Raw genomic sequence first — 16,791 nt, 5'->3', positions numbered from 1 at the left:
CTCCTGGTCCCTACTCCAGGTGTTCCGCCAGCACCTCCGCCAGATGCCGGGCCCGCTGCCCGGCCAGCTGCTCCAGCTGCGTACGGCAGGAGAAGCCGTCCGCCAGGAGCTCCGTGCCGGGCCCCGCCGCCCGTACCGACGGCAACAGCTCGTCCTCCGCGCAGGCCAGCGACACCTCCCAGTGGCCCCGCTCGAAGCCGAAGTTCCCCGCGAGTCCACAGCAGCCGCCGCTCAGCTCCCCCGTCAGCCCGGCCCGCTCGCGCAACCTCCGCTCGGCGGCGTCCCCGAGCACCGCGTGCTGATGGCAGTGCGTCTGCCCCACGACCGGACGCCCGACCACCGGCGGCGCCCAGTCCGACGCGCGCTCCTCAAGGACCTGCGCGAACGTACGCACCGACGCCGCCAGCCGCGCCGCCCTCGGGTCGTCCGGCAGCAGCTCCGGCAGATCGGTCCGCAGCGCCGCCGCGCAGCTCGGTTCGAGGACGACGACCGGCAGGTCACGCGCCAGCAACGGCTCCATCGCGTCGAGCGTGCGACGCAGGACCGCTCGCGCGCGGGTCAGCTGGCCCGTCGATACGTACGTCAGGCCGCAGCACACCCGCCCCTGCGGCACCGCCACCCCGATCCCCGCCGCCTCCAGCACCCGCACCGCCGCCCGGCCGACCTCCGGCGAGAGGTGATCCGTGAAGGTGTCCGGCCAGAGCACCGCCGAGACCGGGAGGCCGCCGTCGTGGTCCCGCAGCCACCTCCGCAACGTCCGCCTCGCCAGGACCGGCAACGCCCGTTCCGGCGCGATCCCCGCCAGTCGTTTCACGAACGCCGCCAGCGGACGCACCCGTCCCAGCGCATTGATCACCCGCGCCCACGGCCCCGCCAGCCGCAGCCAGCGCGGCAGCCACCCCATCGCGTAGTGGGACGCGGGCCGCAGGCGCCCCCGGTAGTGGTGGTGCAGGAACTCCGCCTTGTACGTCGCCATGTCCACCCCGACCGGGCAGTCGCTGCGGCAGCCCTTGCAGGACAGACACAGATCGAGCGCGTCCCGTACCTCCGTCGAGCGCCAGCCGTCCGTGACGATCTCGCCCGCCAGCATCTCGTGCAGCAGCCGCGCCCGCCCCCGCGTCGAGTGCGCCTCCTCACCGGTCGCCCGGAACGACGGGCACATCACCCCTGAACTGACGTCTGTAGTACGGCACTTGGCCACCCCCACACACCGCCGTACCGCCGCCGAGAAGTCGCCCCCGTCGTCCCGGTAGCCGAACTCCACCTCCACCGGACGCCTCGGAAGCACCTCGAACCGCAGGTTCTCGTCCAGCCGGGCCGGACGGGCCAGGATGCCGGGGTTCATCACCCCCGCCGGGTCCCACAGGTCCTTGAACTCGCCGAAGAGGCTGACCAGTTCGTCCCCGTACATCGCCGGAAGCAGCTCGGCCCGCGCCTGCCCGTCGCCGTGCTCGCCCGACAGCGAACCACCGTGTGCGACCACGAGCTCGGCCAGCTCGACCGAGAAGCGTCGGAACCGCGCGATGCCCACCCTGCTCATCAGGTCGAAGTCGATGCGGACATGGACGCAGCCGTCGCCGAAATGCCCGTACGGAGTGCCACGCAGGCCGTGCTCGCGCAGCAGGGCCCGGAACTCGCGCAGATACGCGCCGAGCCGCGCGGGCGGTACGGCGCAGTCCTCCCAGCCGGGCCACGCCTCGCTGCCGTCCGGCATCCGGGTGGCCGTCCCGGCCGCGTCCTCGCGGATGCGCCACAGGGCGCGCTGCCCGGCCGCATCCGTGACGACGGCCGCGTCCAGCGGGTCGGTGACCCGCGTCAACTCCCGTGCGCGCGCGGCCGCTTCGGCCGTCGAGTCGCCGCCCGTCTCGACGAAGAGCCAGGCCCCGCCGCGCGGCAGCCCGGTGTGGCCGCGCACCAGGTCGGCGGCCATGCCCTCGACGGTGAGCGGCCCGTGCGGCAGCAGTGCGGGCGCGGCTTCGGCCGCCGCGCTCTCGTCCGCGTACCCGAGCACGGCGAGCGCCCGCGCCCTCGGCGCCCGCACCAGTCGTACGGTCGCCTCGGTCACCACCCCGAGCGTGCCCTCGGCGCCGCAGAACGCGCGCGCCAGGTCGGTCCCGTGCTCCGGCAGCAGCGCGTCCAGGGCGTACCCGGAGATCCGGCGCGGCAGGTCCGGCGGGAAGCCGGTGCGCAGGGCGGCGAGGTTGCGCCCGACGAAGTCCCGGAGACCAGAAGGAGCGCCGGTCCAGCCCTGCCCGAGCCACAGCAGCTCGCCACCACCACTGACGACGCTCAACGCCCGTACGTTGTCGGCCGTCGTCCCCCACGCCACCGAGTGCGACCCGCAGGCGTTGTTGCCGATCATCCCGCCGAGCGTGCACCGGCTGTGGGTCGAGGGGTCGGGCCCGAAGGTCAGCCCGTACGGCCGGACCGCGTCCCGCAGCACGTCCAGGACGAGCCCCGGCTGGACCACCGCCGTACGCGCCTCCGCGTCCACCGACACCAGGCCGCACATGTGCCGGGTGAAGTCGAGCACCACACCTGTCCCGGTCGCCTGCCCCGCGATCGAGGTCCCGCCCCCGCGCGGCACCACCGGCACCCCGTGCTCCCGGCAGACCGCGAGCGCCGCCGCGACGTCCTCGGCGTCCCGGGGTGCCACGACCCCGAGCGGCACCCGCCGGTAGTTCGACGCGTCCATGGTCACCAGCGCCCGCGCGCCCACCGAGAAGTCCACCTCCCCGCGCACGACCTCGCGCAGCGCCCGCTCAGTACGTTCCGTATCGCCCGTACGTTCCGTATCGCCCCTGGGGATCTTCATGGGGAACAGCCTGCCCGCCGGGACCCGGCACAGACGGGCGCGCGGCGGCCACGGCTCGCGGCGCGTCTCGCGGGGTGGACCCGGGCCGCGCGCTCTCCCGCGTGCCGATACCCTGCGCTCGTGGCTGAGATCCAGATTCCCGCTGACATGAAGCCCGCCGACGGCCGTTTCGGCGCGGGCCCCTCCAAGGTGCGGACGGAGGCGCTGGACGCCCTGGCCGCCACCGGTACCTCGCTCCTCGGCACCTCCCACCGCCAGGCCCCGGTCAAGAACCTGGTCGGCGAAGTGCGCCAGGGCGTACGGGACCTGTTCTCCCTGCCCGAGGGTTACGAGGTGATCCTGGGCAACGGCGGCTCCACCGCCTTCTGGGACGTGGCCACCCACGGCCTGATCGAGAACAAGTCGCAGCACCTGAACTTCGGCGAGTTCTCGTCCAAGTTCGCCAAGGCCGCGAAGCTCGCGCCGTGGCTCGCCGAGCCGTCCGTGATCGCCTCCGAGCCCGGTACGCACCCGGAGCCGGCCGCCGAGGCGGGCGTCGACGTCTACGCCCTCACCCACAACGAGACCTCCACCGGTGTCGCCGCCCCGATCAAGCGGGTCGCGGGCGCCGACGAGGGCGCGCTCGTCCTGGTCGACGCGACCTCGGGCGCGGGCGGCCTGCCGGTCGACATCACCGAGAGCGACGTCTACTACTTCGCCCCGCAGAAGTCCTTCGCCTCCGACGGCGGCCTGTGGCTCGCGGTGTTCTCGCCCGCAGCCCTTGAGCGCGCCGCGCGCATCCACGCGTCCGGCCGGCACATCCCGGAGTTCTTCAGCCTGCCGACCGCGATCGACAACTCGCTGAAGAACCAGACGTACAACACCCCCGCCCTCTCCACCCTCTTCCTGCTCAACGAGCAGCTGAAGTGGATCAACGGCCAGGGCGGCCTGGAGTGGTCGACCGGCCGTACCGCCGCGTCGTCGGGCGCCCTGTACGGCTGGGCCGAGGAGTCCAAGCACGCGACCCCGTTCGTGACGGACCCGGCCAAGCGGTCGCAGGTCATCGGCACGATCGACTTCGCGGACGAGATCGACGCCGCCGCGGTCGCCAAGGTGCTGCGCGCCAACGGCATCGTCGACACCGAGCCGTACCGCAAGCTCGGCCGCAACCAGCTGCGCATCGCGATGTTCCCGGCGATCGACCCGGCGGACGTCGAGGCGCTGACGGCCTGCATCGATTACGTGATCGACCAGCTCTGAGGCGAGTGGGGGGGCGGACCGAACCGCCCCCCTACTTCCGCCGCAGCAACCTGCGGCCGCCCAGCCACAGAGCCGTGGCCCCCGCGAAGACGAGCGCCCCGTACACGAGGTTGCCGTTCCGGAATCCGCCGCCGTCGGATGACGAACTCCCCTTCCCGGACGGGGAGTTGGCGCCCGCCCCGGTCACCACCGGCACCCGTGCCACCGGGCTCGACTCCCCCTCCGAACCGAAGAGCAGCGCCTTCCCGTCGAGCGTGTACGTGACGGACTCCGCCTGCCGCATCAGCGGCGCCTCGACGGCGTGCCGGGCGCCGAGCTTGCCGTTGGTCCAGTCGTACTCGGCGGCCCAGTAGTACCCCCGCAGCGCGAGCTTCGTCCCGTCCGGTGAGAAGGCGCCGTCGGTGACCCACGGCACCTCGTCTATGCGCCGGAACACGTTCGTGCCGGAGGTGGAGAGCCGCGCGGGCCCTTCGTAGAGCCCGCCGCCGCCCTCCTTCTTGGAGGCGATGTAGATACGTCCGGTCTTCGGGTGGACCATCAGCGACTCGGCGTCGCGCGGCCCGTCGGCGTACTTCACGACGTACTGCGTCGCCCGCACGGTGGCGTCCTTGAGCACGGCGGGCTCGGGGAACTCGTAGATCCAGACGTGGTCCCAGGCGCCGCCCAGGTTGTCGCCGATGTCCCCGAGGTAGATGTTCCCGTCGGTGCCGATCGAGATGGCCTCGGCGTCGCGCGGCCGCCCGATGCCGGTCATGGTGATCGTGGCCACGGTCTCGCCGGTCCTGGAGTCGACGGCGTAGACGTACGGGCCGTCGGCGCTGTCGTTGTGCGTCCAGTAGATGCCCGGGTGCGCGCGGCTGGCGGCGAGGCCGCTGGATTCCTTGATCCGTGGGTCCTTGATGGTGAACCCGCCGTCGTCGTCGGCGGCGGCGGGCGCACCGGCGGCCGACAGGAGGAGCCCGGCGACGACGGAGGCCCGAAGGAGCGAGGACATCGGGAACATCGGGAAACGCATGCCCCCAAGTGTCCATCGTCACGTCGCAGCCCCTCGAAGGCCCTCCAAGTGATCCGCCATCATGACCCCATGCGTTTCATGTTCGTCGGCGACTCCATGACCATCGGACGCGCCGGCGACTTCACCTGGCGCTATCGGATGTGGCAGCACCTGAGCACGTCCTTCGACGGCCCGTACGAGATCGTCGGCCCGCGCACCGAGCTGTTCGACACGACGGCCGGGGCGCCGGTGTCGTACGAGTACGGCGACCCGTCCTTCCCGGCCGACGCCCGGCGCCACCTCTCCGGGTGGGGCGAGGGCTGGCTCCACATGGCGCCGCTGATCGGCGAGGCGGCGGCGGGGGTGGACATCCTGCTGGTGTCGCTCGGCCTGATCGACCTCGGCTTCTACACGGACAGCGGGCAGACGGCGGAGAACGTCCGCCGCTTCGTGGCGCAGGCACGGACGGCAAACCCATCGATACGCATGGTCCTGCTCCCGGTCATACCGAACGTACGGGCCGACACGGACGCCCCCTTCGCCGCCGAGGTCGCCCGCTTCAACGAACTCCTCGCGAAGGCGGTCGCCGACCTGGACTCGCCGTCCTCGCCCCTGCTCCTCGCCTCGGTCCCGCCGTCGTACGACATCCACCACGACACGTACGACGGTACGCACCCGGCGGCATCCGGCGAGCACAAGCTCGCGGCGGCGTTCGCGGACGCGATGCATCAGGCGTGGGGGCTGGGCGGCCCTTACGCCCCGGCTTTGGTCAGCCGGTTGGCGAAGGTCGACAGCGTGTAGGTACCGCAGGGTCGCCCCCCGGACGCGTTCCGTTTGGCCGCGTCGAGCTGGTTCGGGGGAGCCTGATCGCGTTCCGGGCTCACGCAACACAAGTTCGATACCCCGTGTCCTCGTCACCGTGCGTATCGTTGTACCGGGTGGCTGGCTGCCGGGCAGCGACAGCCGGGGAGGAGCGCCACGATGACCTCCCCCACTGCCTTAAGGGCGTGGGAGGGGCCCCCAGAGACCGACAGGATCGAGATGGCCGACAGCGACGACACGAGCACTTTGGACGATCTGTTCGAGCGGCTCGCGAAGATGCCCGTCCCCGAGGGTTACAGGGTGGAAATCGTCGAGGGGGCCATCCATATGTCGCCGCAACGACACGTGCATTGGCAGATCATTCGCAGGATCGTCCGGGCGCTGGAAGACCGATTTGGCATGGACGTAGCCGTGGCCTCGGACGAACGCATCGACTTTCCCGGGCGCCTCAACGGACTGTGTCCGGACGTGGCCAAACTCCGTGACGGCGCACAGCAAAACGCTAGAGGTCACTGGCTCCACGAAGACGTCGAGTTCGTCGCCGAAGTCATCTCCAAAGACACCGCCGCCAACGACTACGGCCCGAAGAAGACCGCCTACGCCACCTCCGGCGTGCCCGTCTACCTCGTCGTCGATCCGTACGTCGGCCGTTGCCACGTCTACACCCAGCCCAAGGAAGGCGACTACATCTGCGATCTCACGATCGTTTTCGGGGCCGAGGTCAACCTGAAGGAGACGGCCGTGGACCTCACCCTCACCACCGACGACTTCCCCAGGGACTGAGCACTCACCCGCCCCAACTCCCTTGCTTTGAGCGCGCTTCAAGGCGTTCGCTGGTGTCCCATGGAGTACACACAGCTCGGACGCACCGGACTCAAGGTCAGCCGACTCGTCCTCGGCACGATGAATTTCGGCGGGCTCGTCGACGAGGCCGAGAGCCACCGGCTGATGGACACCGCGCAGGACGCGGGCATCAACTTCTTCGACACCGCGAACATCTACGGCGTGGCCGAACGCAAGGGGTTCACCGAGGAGATCGTCGGGTCGTGGTTCGCGCGCGGGGGCGGGCGGCGGGACAGGACCGTTCTGGCGACCAAGGGGTACGGGAACATGGTCCAGGACGGCACGCCCTGGAACGTTCCGGCCTGGCCGAACCACGACAGGCTGTCGGCGGTCAACATCCGCCGCTCGGTCGAGGCCAGCCTGAAGCGCCTGGGGACCGACTACATCGACATCTACCAGTTCCACCACGTCGACCGTCAGACCCCCTTCGAGGAGATCTGGCAGGCCATGGACGTACTCGTACGGGAAGGGAAGGTCCTGTACGTCGGCACGTCCAACTTCCCCGGGTACAAGATCGCGCAGGGCAACGAAGTCGCCGCGCGGACCGGGCGGTTGGGGCTGGTCAGCGAGCAGTGCCTCTACAACCTCGCCGAGCGGCGCGCCGAGATGGACGTGATTCCGGCGGCGCAGGAGTACGGCGTCGGGATCATCCCGTGGTCCCCGCTGCACCAGGGGCTGCTCGGGGGTGCGCTGCGCAAGGAGCGGGCGGGGGACGGGGCGCGTATCAAGTCGGGGCGGGCCGCCGCCGGGCTCGGCGATCCGGTCGTACGGGCGCGGGTGCAGGCGTACGAGGACCTGCTCGCCAAGCACGACCTTGAGCCGGGGGAAGTGGGGCTGGCGTGGCTGCTCACGCGGCCGGGGGTCACGGGCCCGATCGTCGGTCCCCGTACCGCCGAGCAGCTGGCATCCGCGCTGCGGGCGGTCGAGCTGGAGCTGAGCGAGGAGGTGCTGGCGGGGCTGGACGAGATCTTCCCGGGGCCGGGCCCGTCGCCGGAGGCGTTCGCCTGGTAGGGCGTGGTGAACGCGGGGCGGTGCTTGCTTGGAGCGCACTTCAAGGCGTTCGCTAGGACCTCATGAAGTACACGCAGCTCGGACGCACGGGACTCAAGGTCAGCCGACTCGTCCTCGGGACGATGAACTTCGGCCCGCAGACCGACGAGGCCGCCAGCCACACCATCATGGACGCCGCGCAGGACGCGGGCATCAACTTCTTCGACACCGCCAATGTCTACGGGTGGGGCAACGAGAAGGGCCGCACCGAGGAGATCATCGGCAGCTGGTTCGCCCAGGGCGGCGGGCGCCGCGACAAGACGGTCCTGGCCACGAAGGCGTACGCGAACATGGCCGCGGACGGCGCCCCCGCCTGGCCGAACCACGACAAGCTGTCGGCGGTCAACATCCGCCGCTCGGTCGAGGCCAGCCTGAAGCGGCTGGGCACGGACCGGATCGACATCTACCAGTTCCACCACGTCGACCGTCAGACCCCCTTCGAGGAGATCTGGCAGGCGATGGACGTACTCGTACGGGAGGGGAAAGTGCTGTATGTGGGCACGTCGAACTTCCCCGGGTACAAGATTGCGCAGGGCAATGAAGTGGCCGCGCGGACCGGGCGGTTGGGGCTCGTGAGCGAGCAGTGCCTGTACAACCTCGCCGAGCGGCGCGCCGAGATGGAGGTCATTCCGGCGGCGCAGGAATACGGCGTCGGGATCATCCCGTGGTCCCCGCTCAACGGCGGGCTCCTCGGCGGCGCCCTGCGCAAGGAGCGCGAGGGCGGCGGCGCCCGGTCCACGAGCGGCCGCGCGGCGGACTCGCTGACGGATCCGGCGGTACGGGGTCAGATCCAGGCGTACGAGGACCTGCTGGCCAAGCACGGGCTTGAGCCGGGGGAGGTCGGCCTGGCGTGGCTCCTGACCCGTCCGGGCGTGACGGGCCCGATCGTCGGCCCGCGCACGGCCGAGCAGCTGGCGTCGGCACTGCGGGCGGTGGAGCTGGAGCTGAGCGAGGAGGTCCTGACGGGCCTGGACGAGATCTTCCCGGGCCCGGGCCCGTCCCCGGAGGCGTTCGCCTGGTAGCCCAGTGGTGGGCCCCACCCCGCCCCTTCCCTAAACCCTCCGGGGGTGGGGGTGGGTAAGGGCGGTTTCTCGGGCCAGGCGGGGCTGCGCCCCTGCACCCCCTCGGGGGCTCCGCCCCCGGAACCCCCGGCGGAGGTCGTGCCCCTGTACCGCTTCGGGGCTCCGCCCGCGGCCCCGTTTTTCTGCGGATCGTGCTGGGTTGCTCGCGCCCACGCGGCGGAGCCGCAAATGTCACAGTCCCGCGCCCCTTGATGGGCCCTTCGGGCCCTCCTCAGGGGCGCGGGGAACTGCGCGACCAGCCCACGACAGCCCGCAGCCGAAGACCGGGGTCCGGGGCGGAGCCCCGAAGTGGGGTGCAGGGGCCGCAGGCCCCGCGACGGGGTCCGGGGCGGAGCCCCCGGGAAACGCACCTCAACCCCCACCCACCCCCGGAGGGTTAAGGGAACGGGCGGGGTGGGGGGAAACTGACTAGCCGCGTGCCGCCGCCACCGCCACTACGACGAACATCAGCACGAGCACACCGGCCATGATCCGGTTCCTGGTCTTCGGGTTCACGCTCATGAGCGTAACGAACACCCGCGCGGACCCCGTCACGCGCCCGGCCCCAGCGGCCACCTCCCCACCGCCTCGTACCGGGGCTGCGCCCCCGCCACCCCCTCCGTCGGGAGGTTGCTGCGGACCAGTGCCAGCTCGGACGCCTGCCACGCCGTGCCCTCGAAGGAGGACAGCACCGACGCGTACGGGCGCAGGTCCGCGCCGCCGCGGCTGCGGGCGAGGGTGAGGTGCGGGGTGTAGCGGCGGTGCTCCTCCATCGCGATGCCCGCCCGGCGCGCGGCCGCGTCGGCGCGTTCCGCCAGCAGCCGCAGAGCGTCGAGCTCGCCCGCGACCCCGGCCCAGAGCACCTTGTCCCCGAAGCGCCCGCCCCCGTGCAGGCGTACCTCGAACGGGGGCGTGCGGTGGGCCGCCCGGGACAGGCGGGCGTGCAGGTCCGGCAGCACCGCCTCGTCCACGTTCCCGAGGAAGGCGAGCGTGAGGTGCCAGCCGTCGCGGCCCGCCCAGCGCAATCCGTGCGCGCCGGGCAGGCCGTGCAACTCGTCGACGGCCCGGCCCAGTTCGGCCAGCTGTGGCCGGGGCGGCAGTACGGCTACGAAGAGTCTCATGGGACCAGTCTCGCCCCGGCCCCACACTCCCCGCGTCCCTTACGCCGCCGTGGCCAGCCTCTCCCGAGGGACGAACTCCACATGCCGCCGCCCCCGCCGAAGGTCCACCTTCAGCCGCAGGTTCGCCGCGCGCGCCAGCATCAGGCCGACCCCCGCCGCCGCGACCGCGCAGATCAGACCGCCGAGCGCGAGGCTGATGCGTACGCCGTACGCGTCCGTCAGCCAGCCGAAGAGCGGGCCGCCCAGCGGCGTGCCTCCGGTGAAGACCATCATGAACAGGCTCATCACCCGGCCGCGCATCTCCGGGTCGGTGGCCATCTGGACGGACGCGTTGGCCGTGACGTTCACCGTCAGGCCGAGGATGCCGATGGGGATCAGGAGCATCACGAACAGCGTCATCGACGGTGCCAAGGCTCCCGCCATCTCCAGGACCGCGAACGCGCCCGCCGCCCCCGCGAGGAGCCGCAGCCGCGTCGTACCCCGGCGGGCCGCGAGCAGCGCGCCCATCAGGGAGCCGATGGCCATCAGGCTGTTGAACAGGCCGTACATCCCGGATCCGCCGTGGAACTCGTCGCGGGCGAACGCGCTCAGCCAGATCGGGAAGTTGAAGCCGAAGGTGCCGATGAAGCCGACCAGGACTATCGGCCAGATCAGTTCGGGGCGCTTGGACACGTAGTCCAGGCCCTCCCTCAGCTGGCCCTTGCCGCGCCGCGCCAGCTTCGTGGGGCGCAGGTCCGCCGTACGCATCAGGGCCAGGCCCGTCAGTGGGGCCAGGAACGAGAGGCCGTTGGCGAGGAACGCCCAGCCGGGGCCGACCGCCGCCATCACCGCACCCGCCACCGCCGGGCCCACCAGACGGGCCGACTGGAAGTTCGCCGAGTTCAGGCTGACCGCGTTGCGGACCTGGTCGGGGCCGACCATCTCGGAGACGAAGGACTGGCGGGTCGGGTTGTCGACGACCGTCACCAGGCCGGTGAAGAACGCCGTCAGATAGACGTGCCAGACCTGGACGTGGCCCGACAGCGTCATGGCCGCCAGGAACAGGCCGCCGAGGCCCATCGCGCTCTGGGTCACGAAGAGGATGGTCCGCTTGGCGAAGCGGTCCGCTATGACTCCGCCGTACAGCCCGAAGAGCAGCATCGGCAGGAACTGCATGGCGGTGGTGATGCCCACCGCCACCGAGGAGCCGGTGATCTGGAGGACCAGCCAGTCCTGGGTGATCCGCGCCATCCACGTACCGATGTTGGAGACGATGGCACCGGAGAAGAACAGCCGGTAGTTGCGGATCGCGAGGGAGGAGAACGTCCCTCGTCTGCTGCCGGCGGCAGCCGTGTCGTGGGTGGGTATCGGTGCGGGGGCGGAGTCTGCTCCGGATCCCGAACTCAAAGGGGTTCGCCTCCTAGCGTGCGCAGTCAGTTCACAGGTGTGCGAGCTTCTCCAGTACGGGTGCGGCGGCGCGCAGCTTCGCCCACTCGTCCTCGTCCAGGCCCTCCGCGAGGGTCGTCAGCCAGGCGTTGCGCTTGCGGCGGCTCTCTTCGAGCATCGCCTCGGCCTCTTCGGTCTGGCTGACCACCTTCTGGCGGCGGTCGTCGGGGTGCGGCTCCAGCCTGACCAGGCCCTTCGCCTCCAGCAGCGCCACGATGCGGGTCATCGACGGCGGCTGGACGTGCTCCTTGCGGGCCAGCTCACCGGGGGTGGCCGAACCGCAGCGGGCAAGGGTGCCGAGCACCGACATCTCGGTGGGGCTCAGCGACTCGTCGACGCGCTGGTGCTTCAGGCGTCGGCTCAGCCGCATGACGGCGGAGCGCAGGGAGTTCACGGCGGCGACGTCGGCGTCACTGCCGTGGGACAGGTCAGACATGTTCATTAGACTAACTCATTACTCTGGCTAAATACCACTCGCATCACCCATACGAGTGAGACACATCCGGAAAGTGACGCGCGGGGGCCGTGCCTACGGCGACCCTCGTCCCATGGGGACCAGCGTGCTCAGCCTGCGGATAGACGGTGAGCTGCTCGAACGGCTCCGGCAGCATGCCGCCAGATGCGGAATGAGCGTCCAGGACTATGTGGTCCGGACGCTCATTCGGGACGACTTCGACGTACGGCTTCAGGCCGCGACCGTCGAGACGGAGAAGCTGTATGGCGCCGCGTAGCTGGGTGCGGGGGCGCGTTGTCGTTTGGCTGCGGGCCGGTGGGGGCTTGTCGCGCCCACGCGGCGGAGCCGCAAATGTCACAGCCCCGCGCCCCTAGGGGGTACGGCAGCGGCCACTGCGTAAGACCGAGCTACGTAAGCCCGAGCGCCGGCATCATGTAGTAGAAGGCGAACACCGCCGACACCGCGTACATCGCCACCGGCACCTCGCGGAACCGGCCCGCCACCACGCGCAGGATCGTGAAGGTGAGGAAGCCCATCCCGATGCCGTTGGTGATGGAGTACGTGAACGGCATCATCACCATCGTCACGAACGCCGGGATCGCGATCGTCCAGTCGTCCCAGTCGATCTGCCGGATCGAGCCGGACAGGATCAGGAAGCCCACCGCGAGCAGCGCGGGTGTGGCCGCCTGGGACGGGACCATCGTGGCGATCGGCGTGAGGAACAGCGCGACCGTGAAGAGCCCGCCGGTGACGACGTTCGCGAAGCCGGTACGGGCCCCCTCGCCCACGCCCGCCGTGGACTCCACGAAGCAGGTGGTGGCGGAGGAGGACGAGAAGCCGCCCGCGGCGACCGCGATGCCGTCGACGAACAGGACGCGGTTGATGCCGGGCATGTTGCCCTCGGCGTCGGTCAGCTCGGCCTCGTCGCTGATGCCCATGATCGTGCCCATCGCGTCGAAGAACGTCGAGAGCAGGACCGTGAAGACGAAGAGCGTGCCGGTCAGCACGCCGACCTTGTCGAAGCCGCCGAACAGGCTGATCTTGCCGATGAGCCCGAAGTCGGGGTTGGCGACCGGGTTGCCGGGCCACTTCGGGGTGGTCAGACCCCAGGACGGCACGGTGGCGACCGCGTTGATGATCATCGCCAGGCCCGTCATCGCGACGATGGAGATCAGGATCGCGCCGGGGATCTTGCGGACGAGCAGCGCGAGCGTGAGCAGGACGCCGAGGATGAAGACCAGGACCGGCCAGCCGAGCAGATGACCGTTGCCGCCGAGCTGGAGCGGGACCGTGGTGTGGGCGGCGTCCGGGATACGGGAGACGAAGCCCGAGTCGACCAGGCCGATCAGCATGATGAACAGGCCGATGCCGATCGCGATGCCCTTGCGCAGGCCGAGCGGCACCGCGTTCATCACGCGCTCGCGCAGCCCGGTGGCGACCAGGAGCATCACCACGAAGCCCGCGAGCACGACCATGCCCATCGCGTCCGGCCAGCTCATCCGGGGCGCCAGCTGGAGCGCGACCACGGTGTTCACACCGAGCCCGGCCGCCAGCGCGATCGGCACATTGCCGATGACGCCCATCAGGAGCGTGGTGAACGCCGCCGTGAGGACGGTCGCGGTGACCAGCTGACCCCCGTTCAGCTGGTGCCCGTACATGTCCTTCGCGCTGCCCAGGATGATCGGGTTCAGCACGATGATGTAGGCCATCGCGAAGAAGGTGGCGAAGCCGCCGCGGATCTCCCGGGAGACGGTGGAACCCCGCTCGGTGATCTTGAAGAAGCGGTCGAAGCCGTTGACCGGCGGCAGCGGGGCCGGCGGCGGGGAGTCGACCTTGGCGGTGGCCGAGGGGGACATGCGGAACCTCAGTCGTGAGACGGCGCGGGCAGGGAAAGAAAAGCGGGAATCCGGCCTTAACCCGAACTTCTTTGGACGTTTCAACGAACAAAACGAGTCAGCCGTAAGCCGTTTCAGTATGAATACATAAGGCGAAGATCGCTATCTCCGCGCGTAGACGCATGCGGCGTCTGGGCGGACGACGGCCGGGGACCGCCGAAAACCCGTCCCCCTACACTGATCGCATGGCGAAGTGGACACCACAACACGAGGCACCCGAGCCCTTGGAAGGGCCCGTCGTCGCCACCATCACCGGCGGCACGATCCTCTGGTTCGTCCTCTTCCTCGTCCAGCTCCCGTTCTACGGCTGGTTCGACGACCACGGCCATCTGTGGTGGCTGTGGACGTGTCTGGCCGGCGGCGGTCTCGGTCTCATCGGCATTTGGTACGTACGGGGCCGGGACGCGGCACTGAAGCGGCACGCGGCCGAGCTGGCCGCAAGGGCCGAAAGTCAGTAGGACCCTGGCCAGGTAGGGGCCCCGGCATACCGCCGCAGGACCATTCGTCTCCTCCCTGGGTCTGATGTTCGACGTTCCCGGCAGGTGAAGCGGGTATTACCGCCGTACCGTCGAAAACATGACGCAGCGCGCCAATATCGACGCCGGGGCGGAACTCGACCCCGTCCATCCCGTGCAGCCGCCGTCCCCGGCAGCCGGCCGGGCCACCGGGCTGAGCACCGCCGAAGTGGCCGAACGCGTCGCCCGGGGCGAGGTCAACGACGTACCCGTCCGCAGCAGCCGCTCCACCGCCGAGATCGTCCGCGCCAACGTCTTCACCCGGTTCAACGCGATCATCGGCGTGCTCTGGGTGATCATGCTCTTCGTGGCGCCGCTCCAGGACAGCCTCTTCGGGTTCGTGATCATCGCCAACACCGGCATCGGCATCATCCAGGAGATGCGCGCCAAGAAGACCCTGGACGGGCTCGCGGTCATCGGCGAGGCCAAGCCCACGGTCCGGCGCGACGGACGCGCCGCCGAGATCTCCACCTCCGAGATCGTCCTCGGCGACCTGGTGGAGCTCGGGCCGGGCGACAAGGTCGTCGTCGACGGCGAGGTGGTCGAGACGGACGGCCTCGAAGTGGACGAGTCACTCCTCACCGGCGAGGCCGACCCCGTACTGAAGAAGCCCGGCGACCGGATGATGTCGGGCTCGTTCGTGGTGGCGGGCGGCGGCGCGTTCACCGCGACCAAGGTCGGGCGCGAGGCGTACGCGGCGCAGCTCGCGGAGGAGGCCAGCCGCTTCACGCTGGTCCACTCCGAGCTGCGCTCCGGCATCTCGATGATCCTCAAGTACGTGACCTGGCTGATGATCCCGACCTCGATCGGCCTGGTGATCAGCCAACTCGTGGTCAAGGACGACAACTTCAAGCAGTCGGTCGCGTACACGGTCGGCGGCATCGTCCCGATGATCCCCGAGGGTCTTGTCCTGCTGACCTCGGTCGCCTTCGCGATCGGGGTGATCCGGCTCGGCCGCAAGCAGTGCCTGGTGCAGGAGCTCCCCGCGATCGAGGGCCTCGCGCGCGTGGACGTCGTCTGCCTCGACAAGACGGGCACGCTCACCGAGGGCGGCATGGACGTCACCGAGCTGCGGCCGCTGAACGGCACGGACGAGGCGTACGTACGCAAAGTGCTCGGCGCACTGGGCGAGTCGGACCCGCGGCCGAACGCCTCGCTCCAGGCGATCATCGACGCGTATCCGGACAGCGAGGAGTGGCGGTGCACGGAGTCGCTGCCGTTTTCGTCGGCGCGCAAGTACAGCGGGGCGGCGTTCAGCGAGGGGGACGGCGAGAACTCGACGTGGCTGCTGGGAGCACCGGACGTACTGCTGCCTGCGGGTGACCCGTCCCTCGCCGAGATCGACTCCCTCAACGAACAGGGCCTGCGGGTGCTGCTGTTGGCGCGGGCGGGGCGTGAGCTCGACGATCCCCGGGTCGCGACGGACGCGCGGGCGGCGGCGCTGGTGGTGCTGGAACAGCGGCTGCGGCCGGACGCGGGCGACACCCTGCGCTACTTCTCCGAGCAGAACGTCCACGCGAAGGTGATCTCCGGGGACAACGCGGTGTCCGTGGGGGCGGTGGCGGGGAAGCTGGGGCTGCCGGGCGCGGAGAACACGGTGGACGCGCGGCAACTCCCCACTGAGCAGTCCGAGATGGCATCGGTCCTGGACGAGAACGCCGTCTTCGGCCGGGTGACGCCGCAGCAGAAGCGGGACATGGTGGCGGCGCTGCAGTCGCGGGGCCACACGGTGGCGATGACGGGCGACGGCGTCAACGACGTCCTGGCGCTGAAGGACGCGGACATCGGCGTCTCGATGGGGTCGGGCTCCGAGGCGACGCGGGCGGTGGCCCAGATCGTCCTGCTGAACAACAGCTTCGCGACGCTGCCGTCGGTGGTGGCGGAGGGGCGCCGCGTGATCGGCAACATCACGCGGGTGGCGACGCTGTTCCTGGTCAAGACGGTGTACTCGGTGCTGTTGGCTCTGCTGGTGGTCTGCACGCAAGTGGAGTACTTGTTCCTCCCCCGCCACTTGACGCTCCTGTCCACCCTGACGATCGGCATCCCCGCGTTCTTCCTGGCGCTGGCGCCGAACACGGAACGGGCGAAGCCGCACTTTGTGCGGCGGGTGATGCGGTACGCGATTCCGGGTGGCGTGATTGCCGCGGTGACGACGTTCGCGACGTATCTGCTGGCCCGTCACTATTACGTGGGTGACGGCGCGCGGGAGGCCGAGACCAGCGCCGCCACCTTGACCCTGTTCCTGGTCTCCATGTGGGTCCTGGCGATCATCGCGCGCCCGTACACATGGTGGCGGATCTGCCTGGTGGCGGCGATGGGCGTCGCGTTCCTCCTGGTCCTGGCGGTGCCGTGGCTCCAGACCTTCTTCGCCCTGAAACTCGTCGGCACGACGTTGCCGTGGGCCGCGGTGGGGATTGCGGCGGTGGGGGCGGTGGGGTTGGAGTTCGCGTGGCGGTGGGTGGATCGGCGGGGGGCGGCGTAGCCGGGGGTTCGGCTGCGGACCGTGCTGGGTTGCTCGCGCAGTTCCCCGCGCCCCTTGATGGGCCCTTCGGGCCCT

At 70.4% G+C, this 16,791-nt stretch carries 14 protein-coding genes; 8 read left to right on the top strand and 6 right to left on the bottom strand.

The window, feature by feature from the left end; genetic code table 11:
- Positions 1–10: 10 nt before the first annotated feature.
- On the bottom strand, positions 11–2,815 hold the full coding sequence (locus BG418_RS29760; RefSeq protein WP_188277072.1) for an FAD-binding and (Fe-S)-binding domain-containing protein: 2,805 nt from the start codon (positions 2,813–2,815) through the stop codon (positions 11–13).
- Between the two features lie 120 nt (positions 2,816–2,935).
- Here BG418_RS29760 and serC point away from each other — a divergent pair, with 120 nt between their 5' ends.
- On the top strand, positions 2,936–4,054 hold the full coding sequence (gene serC / locus BG418_RS29755) for a phosphoserine transaminase (protein WP_188277071.1): 1,119 nt from the start codon (positions 2,936–2,938) through the stop codon (positions 4,052–4,054).
- A gap of 31 nt (positions 4,055–4,085) precedes the next feature.
- Here the strand turns inward: serC and BG418_RS29750 are convergent, their stop codons facing one another.
- A complete protein-coding gene (locus BG418_RS29750) occupies positions 4,086–5,069 on the bottom strand; it encodes a WD40 repeat domain-containing protein (protein WP_223185547.1) in 984 nt (327 codons plus the stop codon).
- 69 nt (positions 5,070–5,138) lie between these two features.
- Here BG418_RS29750 and BG418_RS29745 point away from each other — a divergent pair, with 69 nt between their 5' ends.
- The 4 genes from BG418_RS29745 (at position 5,139) to BG418_RS29730 (ending at position 8,785) form a co-directional block, all read left to right on the top strand.
- Positions 5,139–5,849 carry an SGNH/GDSL hydrolase family protein gene (locus tag BG418_RS29745; RefSeq protein ID WP_188277070.1) on the top strand — a complete coding sequence of 237 codons (711 nt, stop codon included), beginning with the start codon at positions 5,139–5,141 and terminating at the stop codon, positions 5,847–5,849.
- A gap of 180 nt (positions 5,850–6,029) precedes the next feature.
- Complete coding sequence (locus BG418_RS29740) at positions 6,030–6,653, top strand: Uma2 family endonuclease (RefSeq protein WP_188277069.1); 624 nt, start codon at positions 6,030–6,032, stop codon at positions 6,651–6,653.
- 60 nt (positions 6,654–6,713) lie between these two features.
- A complete protein-coding gene (locus BG418_RS29735; protein WP_188277068.1) occupies positions 6,714–7,724 on the top strand; it encodes an aldo/keto reductase in 1,011 nt (336 codons plus the stop codon).
- A gap of 62 nt (positions 7,725–7,786) precedes the next feature.
- A complete protein-coding gene (locus BG418_RS29730; RefSeq protein ID WP_188277067.1) occupies positions 7,787–8,785 on the top strand; it encodes an aldo/keto reductase in 999 nt (332 codons plus the stop codon).
- Positions 8,786–9,375: 590 nt separating this feature from the next.
- Here BG418_RS29730 and thpR read toward each other — a convergent pair.
- Genes thpR through BG418_RS29715 form a run of 3 tightly spaced genes read right to left on the bottom strand, consistent with a single transcriptional unit; the run spans position 9,376 to position 11,806 of the window.
- The gene (gene thpR, locus BG418_RS29725; protein WP_188277066.1) at positions 9,376–9,945 is read right to left on the bottom strand and encodes an RNA 2',3'-cyclic phosphodiesterase; all 570 of its coding nucleotides are present in this window, start codon (positions 9,943–9,945) and stop codon (positions 9,376–9,378) included.
- Positions 9,946–9,984: 39 nt separating this feature from the next.
- Positions 9,985–11,331 carry an MFS transporter gene (locus BG418_RS29720; protein ID WP_188277065.1) on the bottom strand — a complete coding sequence of 449 codons (1,347 nt, stop codon included), beginning with the start codon at positions 11,329–11,331 and terminating at the stop codon, positions 9,985–9,987.
- A 31-nt stretch (positions 11,332–11,362) separates the two neighbouring features.
- On the bottom strand, positions 11,363–11,806 hold the full coding sequence (locus tag BG418_RS29715) for a MarR family winged helix-turn-helix transcriptional regulator (protein ID WP_188277064.1): 444 nt from the start codon (positions 11,804–11,806) through the stop codon (positions 11,363–11,365).
- Between the two features lie 112 nt (positions 11,807–11,918).
- Here BG418_RS29715 and BG418_RS29710 point away from each other — a divergent pair, with 112 nt between their 5' ends.
- A complete protein-coding gene (locus BG418_RS29710) occupies positions 11,919–12,101 on the top strand; it encodes a ribbon-helix-helix protein, CopG family (RefSeq protein ID WP_188277063.1) in 183 nt (60 codons plus the stop codon).
- Positions 12,102–12,231: 130 nt separating this feature from the next.
- Here the strand turns inward: BG418_RS29710 and BG418_RS29705 are convergent, their stop codons facing one another.
- The gene (locus BG418_RS29705) at positions 12,232–13,680 is read right to left on the bottom strand and encodes an NCS2 family permease (protein ID WP_188277062.1); all 1,449 of its coding nucleotides are present in this window, start codon (positions 13,678–13,680) and stop codon (positions 12,232–12,234) included.
- Between the two features lie 224 nt (positions 13,681–13,904).
- Here BG418_RS29705 and BG418_RS29700 point away from each other — a divergent pair, with 224 nt between their 5' ends.
- Positions 13,905–14,177: a DUF2530 domain-containing protein gene (locus BG418_RS29700; protein WP_188277061.1), complete on the top strand. Its 273-nt coding sequence runs from the start codon at positions 13,905–13,907 to the stop codon at positions 14,175–14,177.
- Positions 14,178–14,295: 118 nt separating this feature from the next.
- A complete protein-coding gene (locus tag BG418_RS29695; RefSeq protein ID WP_188277060.1) occupies positions 14,296–16,716 on the top strand; it encodes a cation-translocating P-type ATPase in 2,421 nt (806 codons plus the stop codon).
- The last annotated feature ends 75 nt before the right edge of the window (positions 16,717–16,791 follow it).

It is taken from the genome of Streptomyces sp. CBMA152 (assembly GCF_014596475.1).
GTDB lineage: Bacteria > Actinomycetota > Actinomycetes > Streptomycetales > Streptomycetaceae > Streptomyces.
Note: the sequence above shows the minus strand (reverse complement) of the source record. Positions and strands in the feature narration are given on the sequence as shown.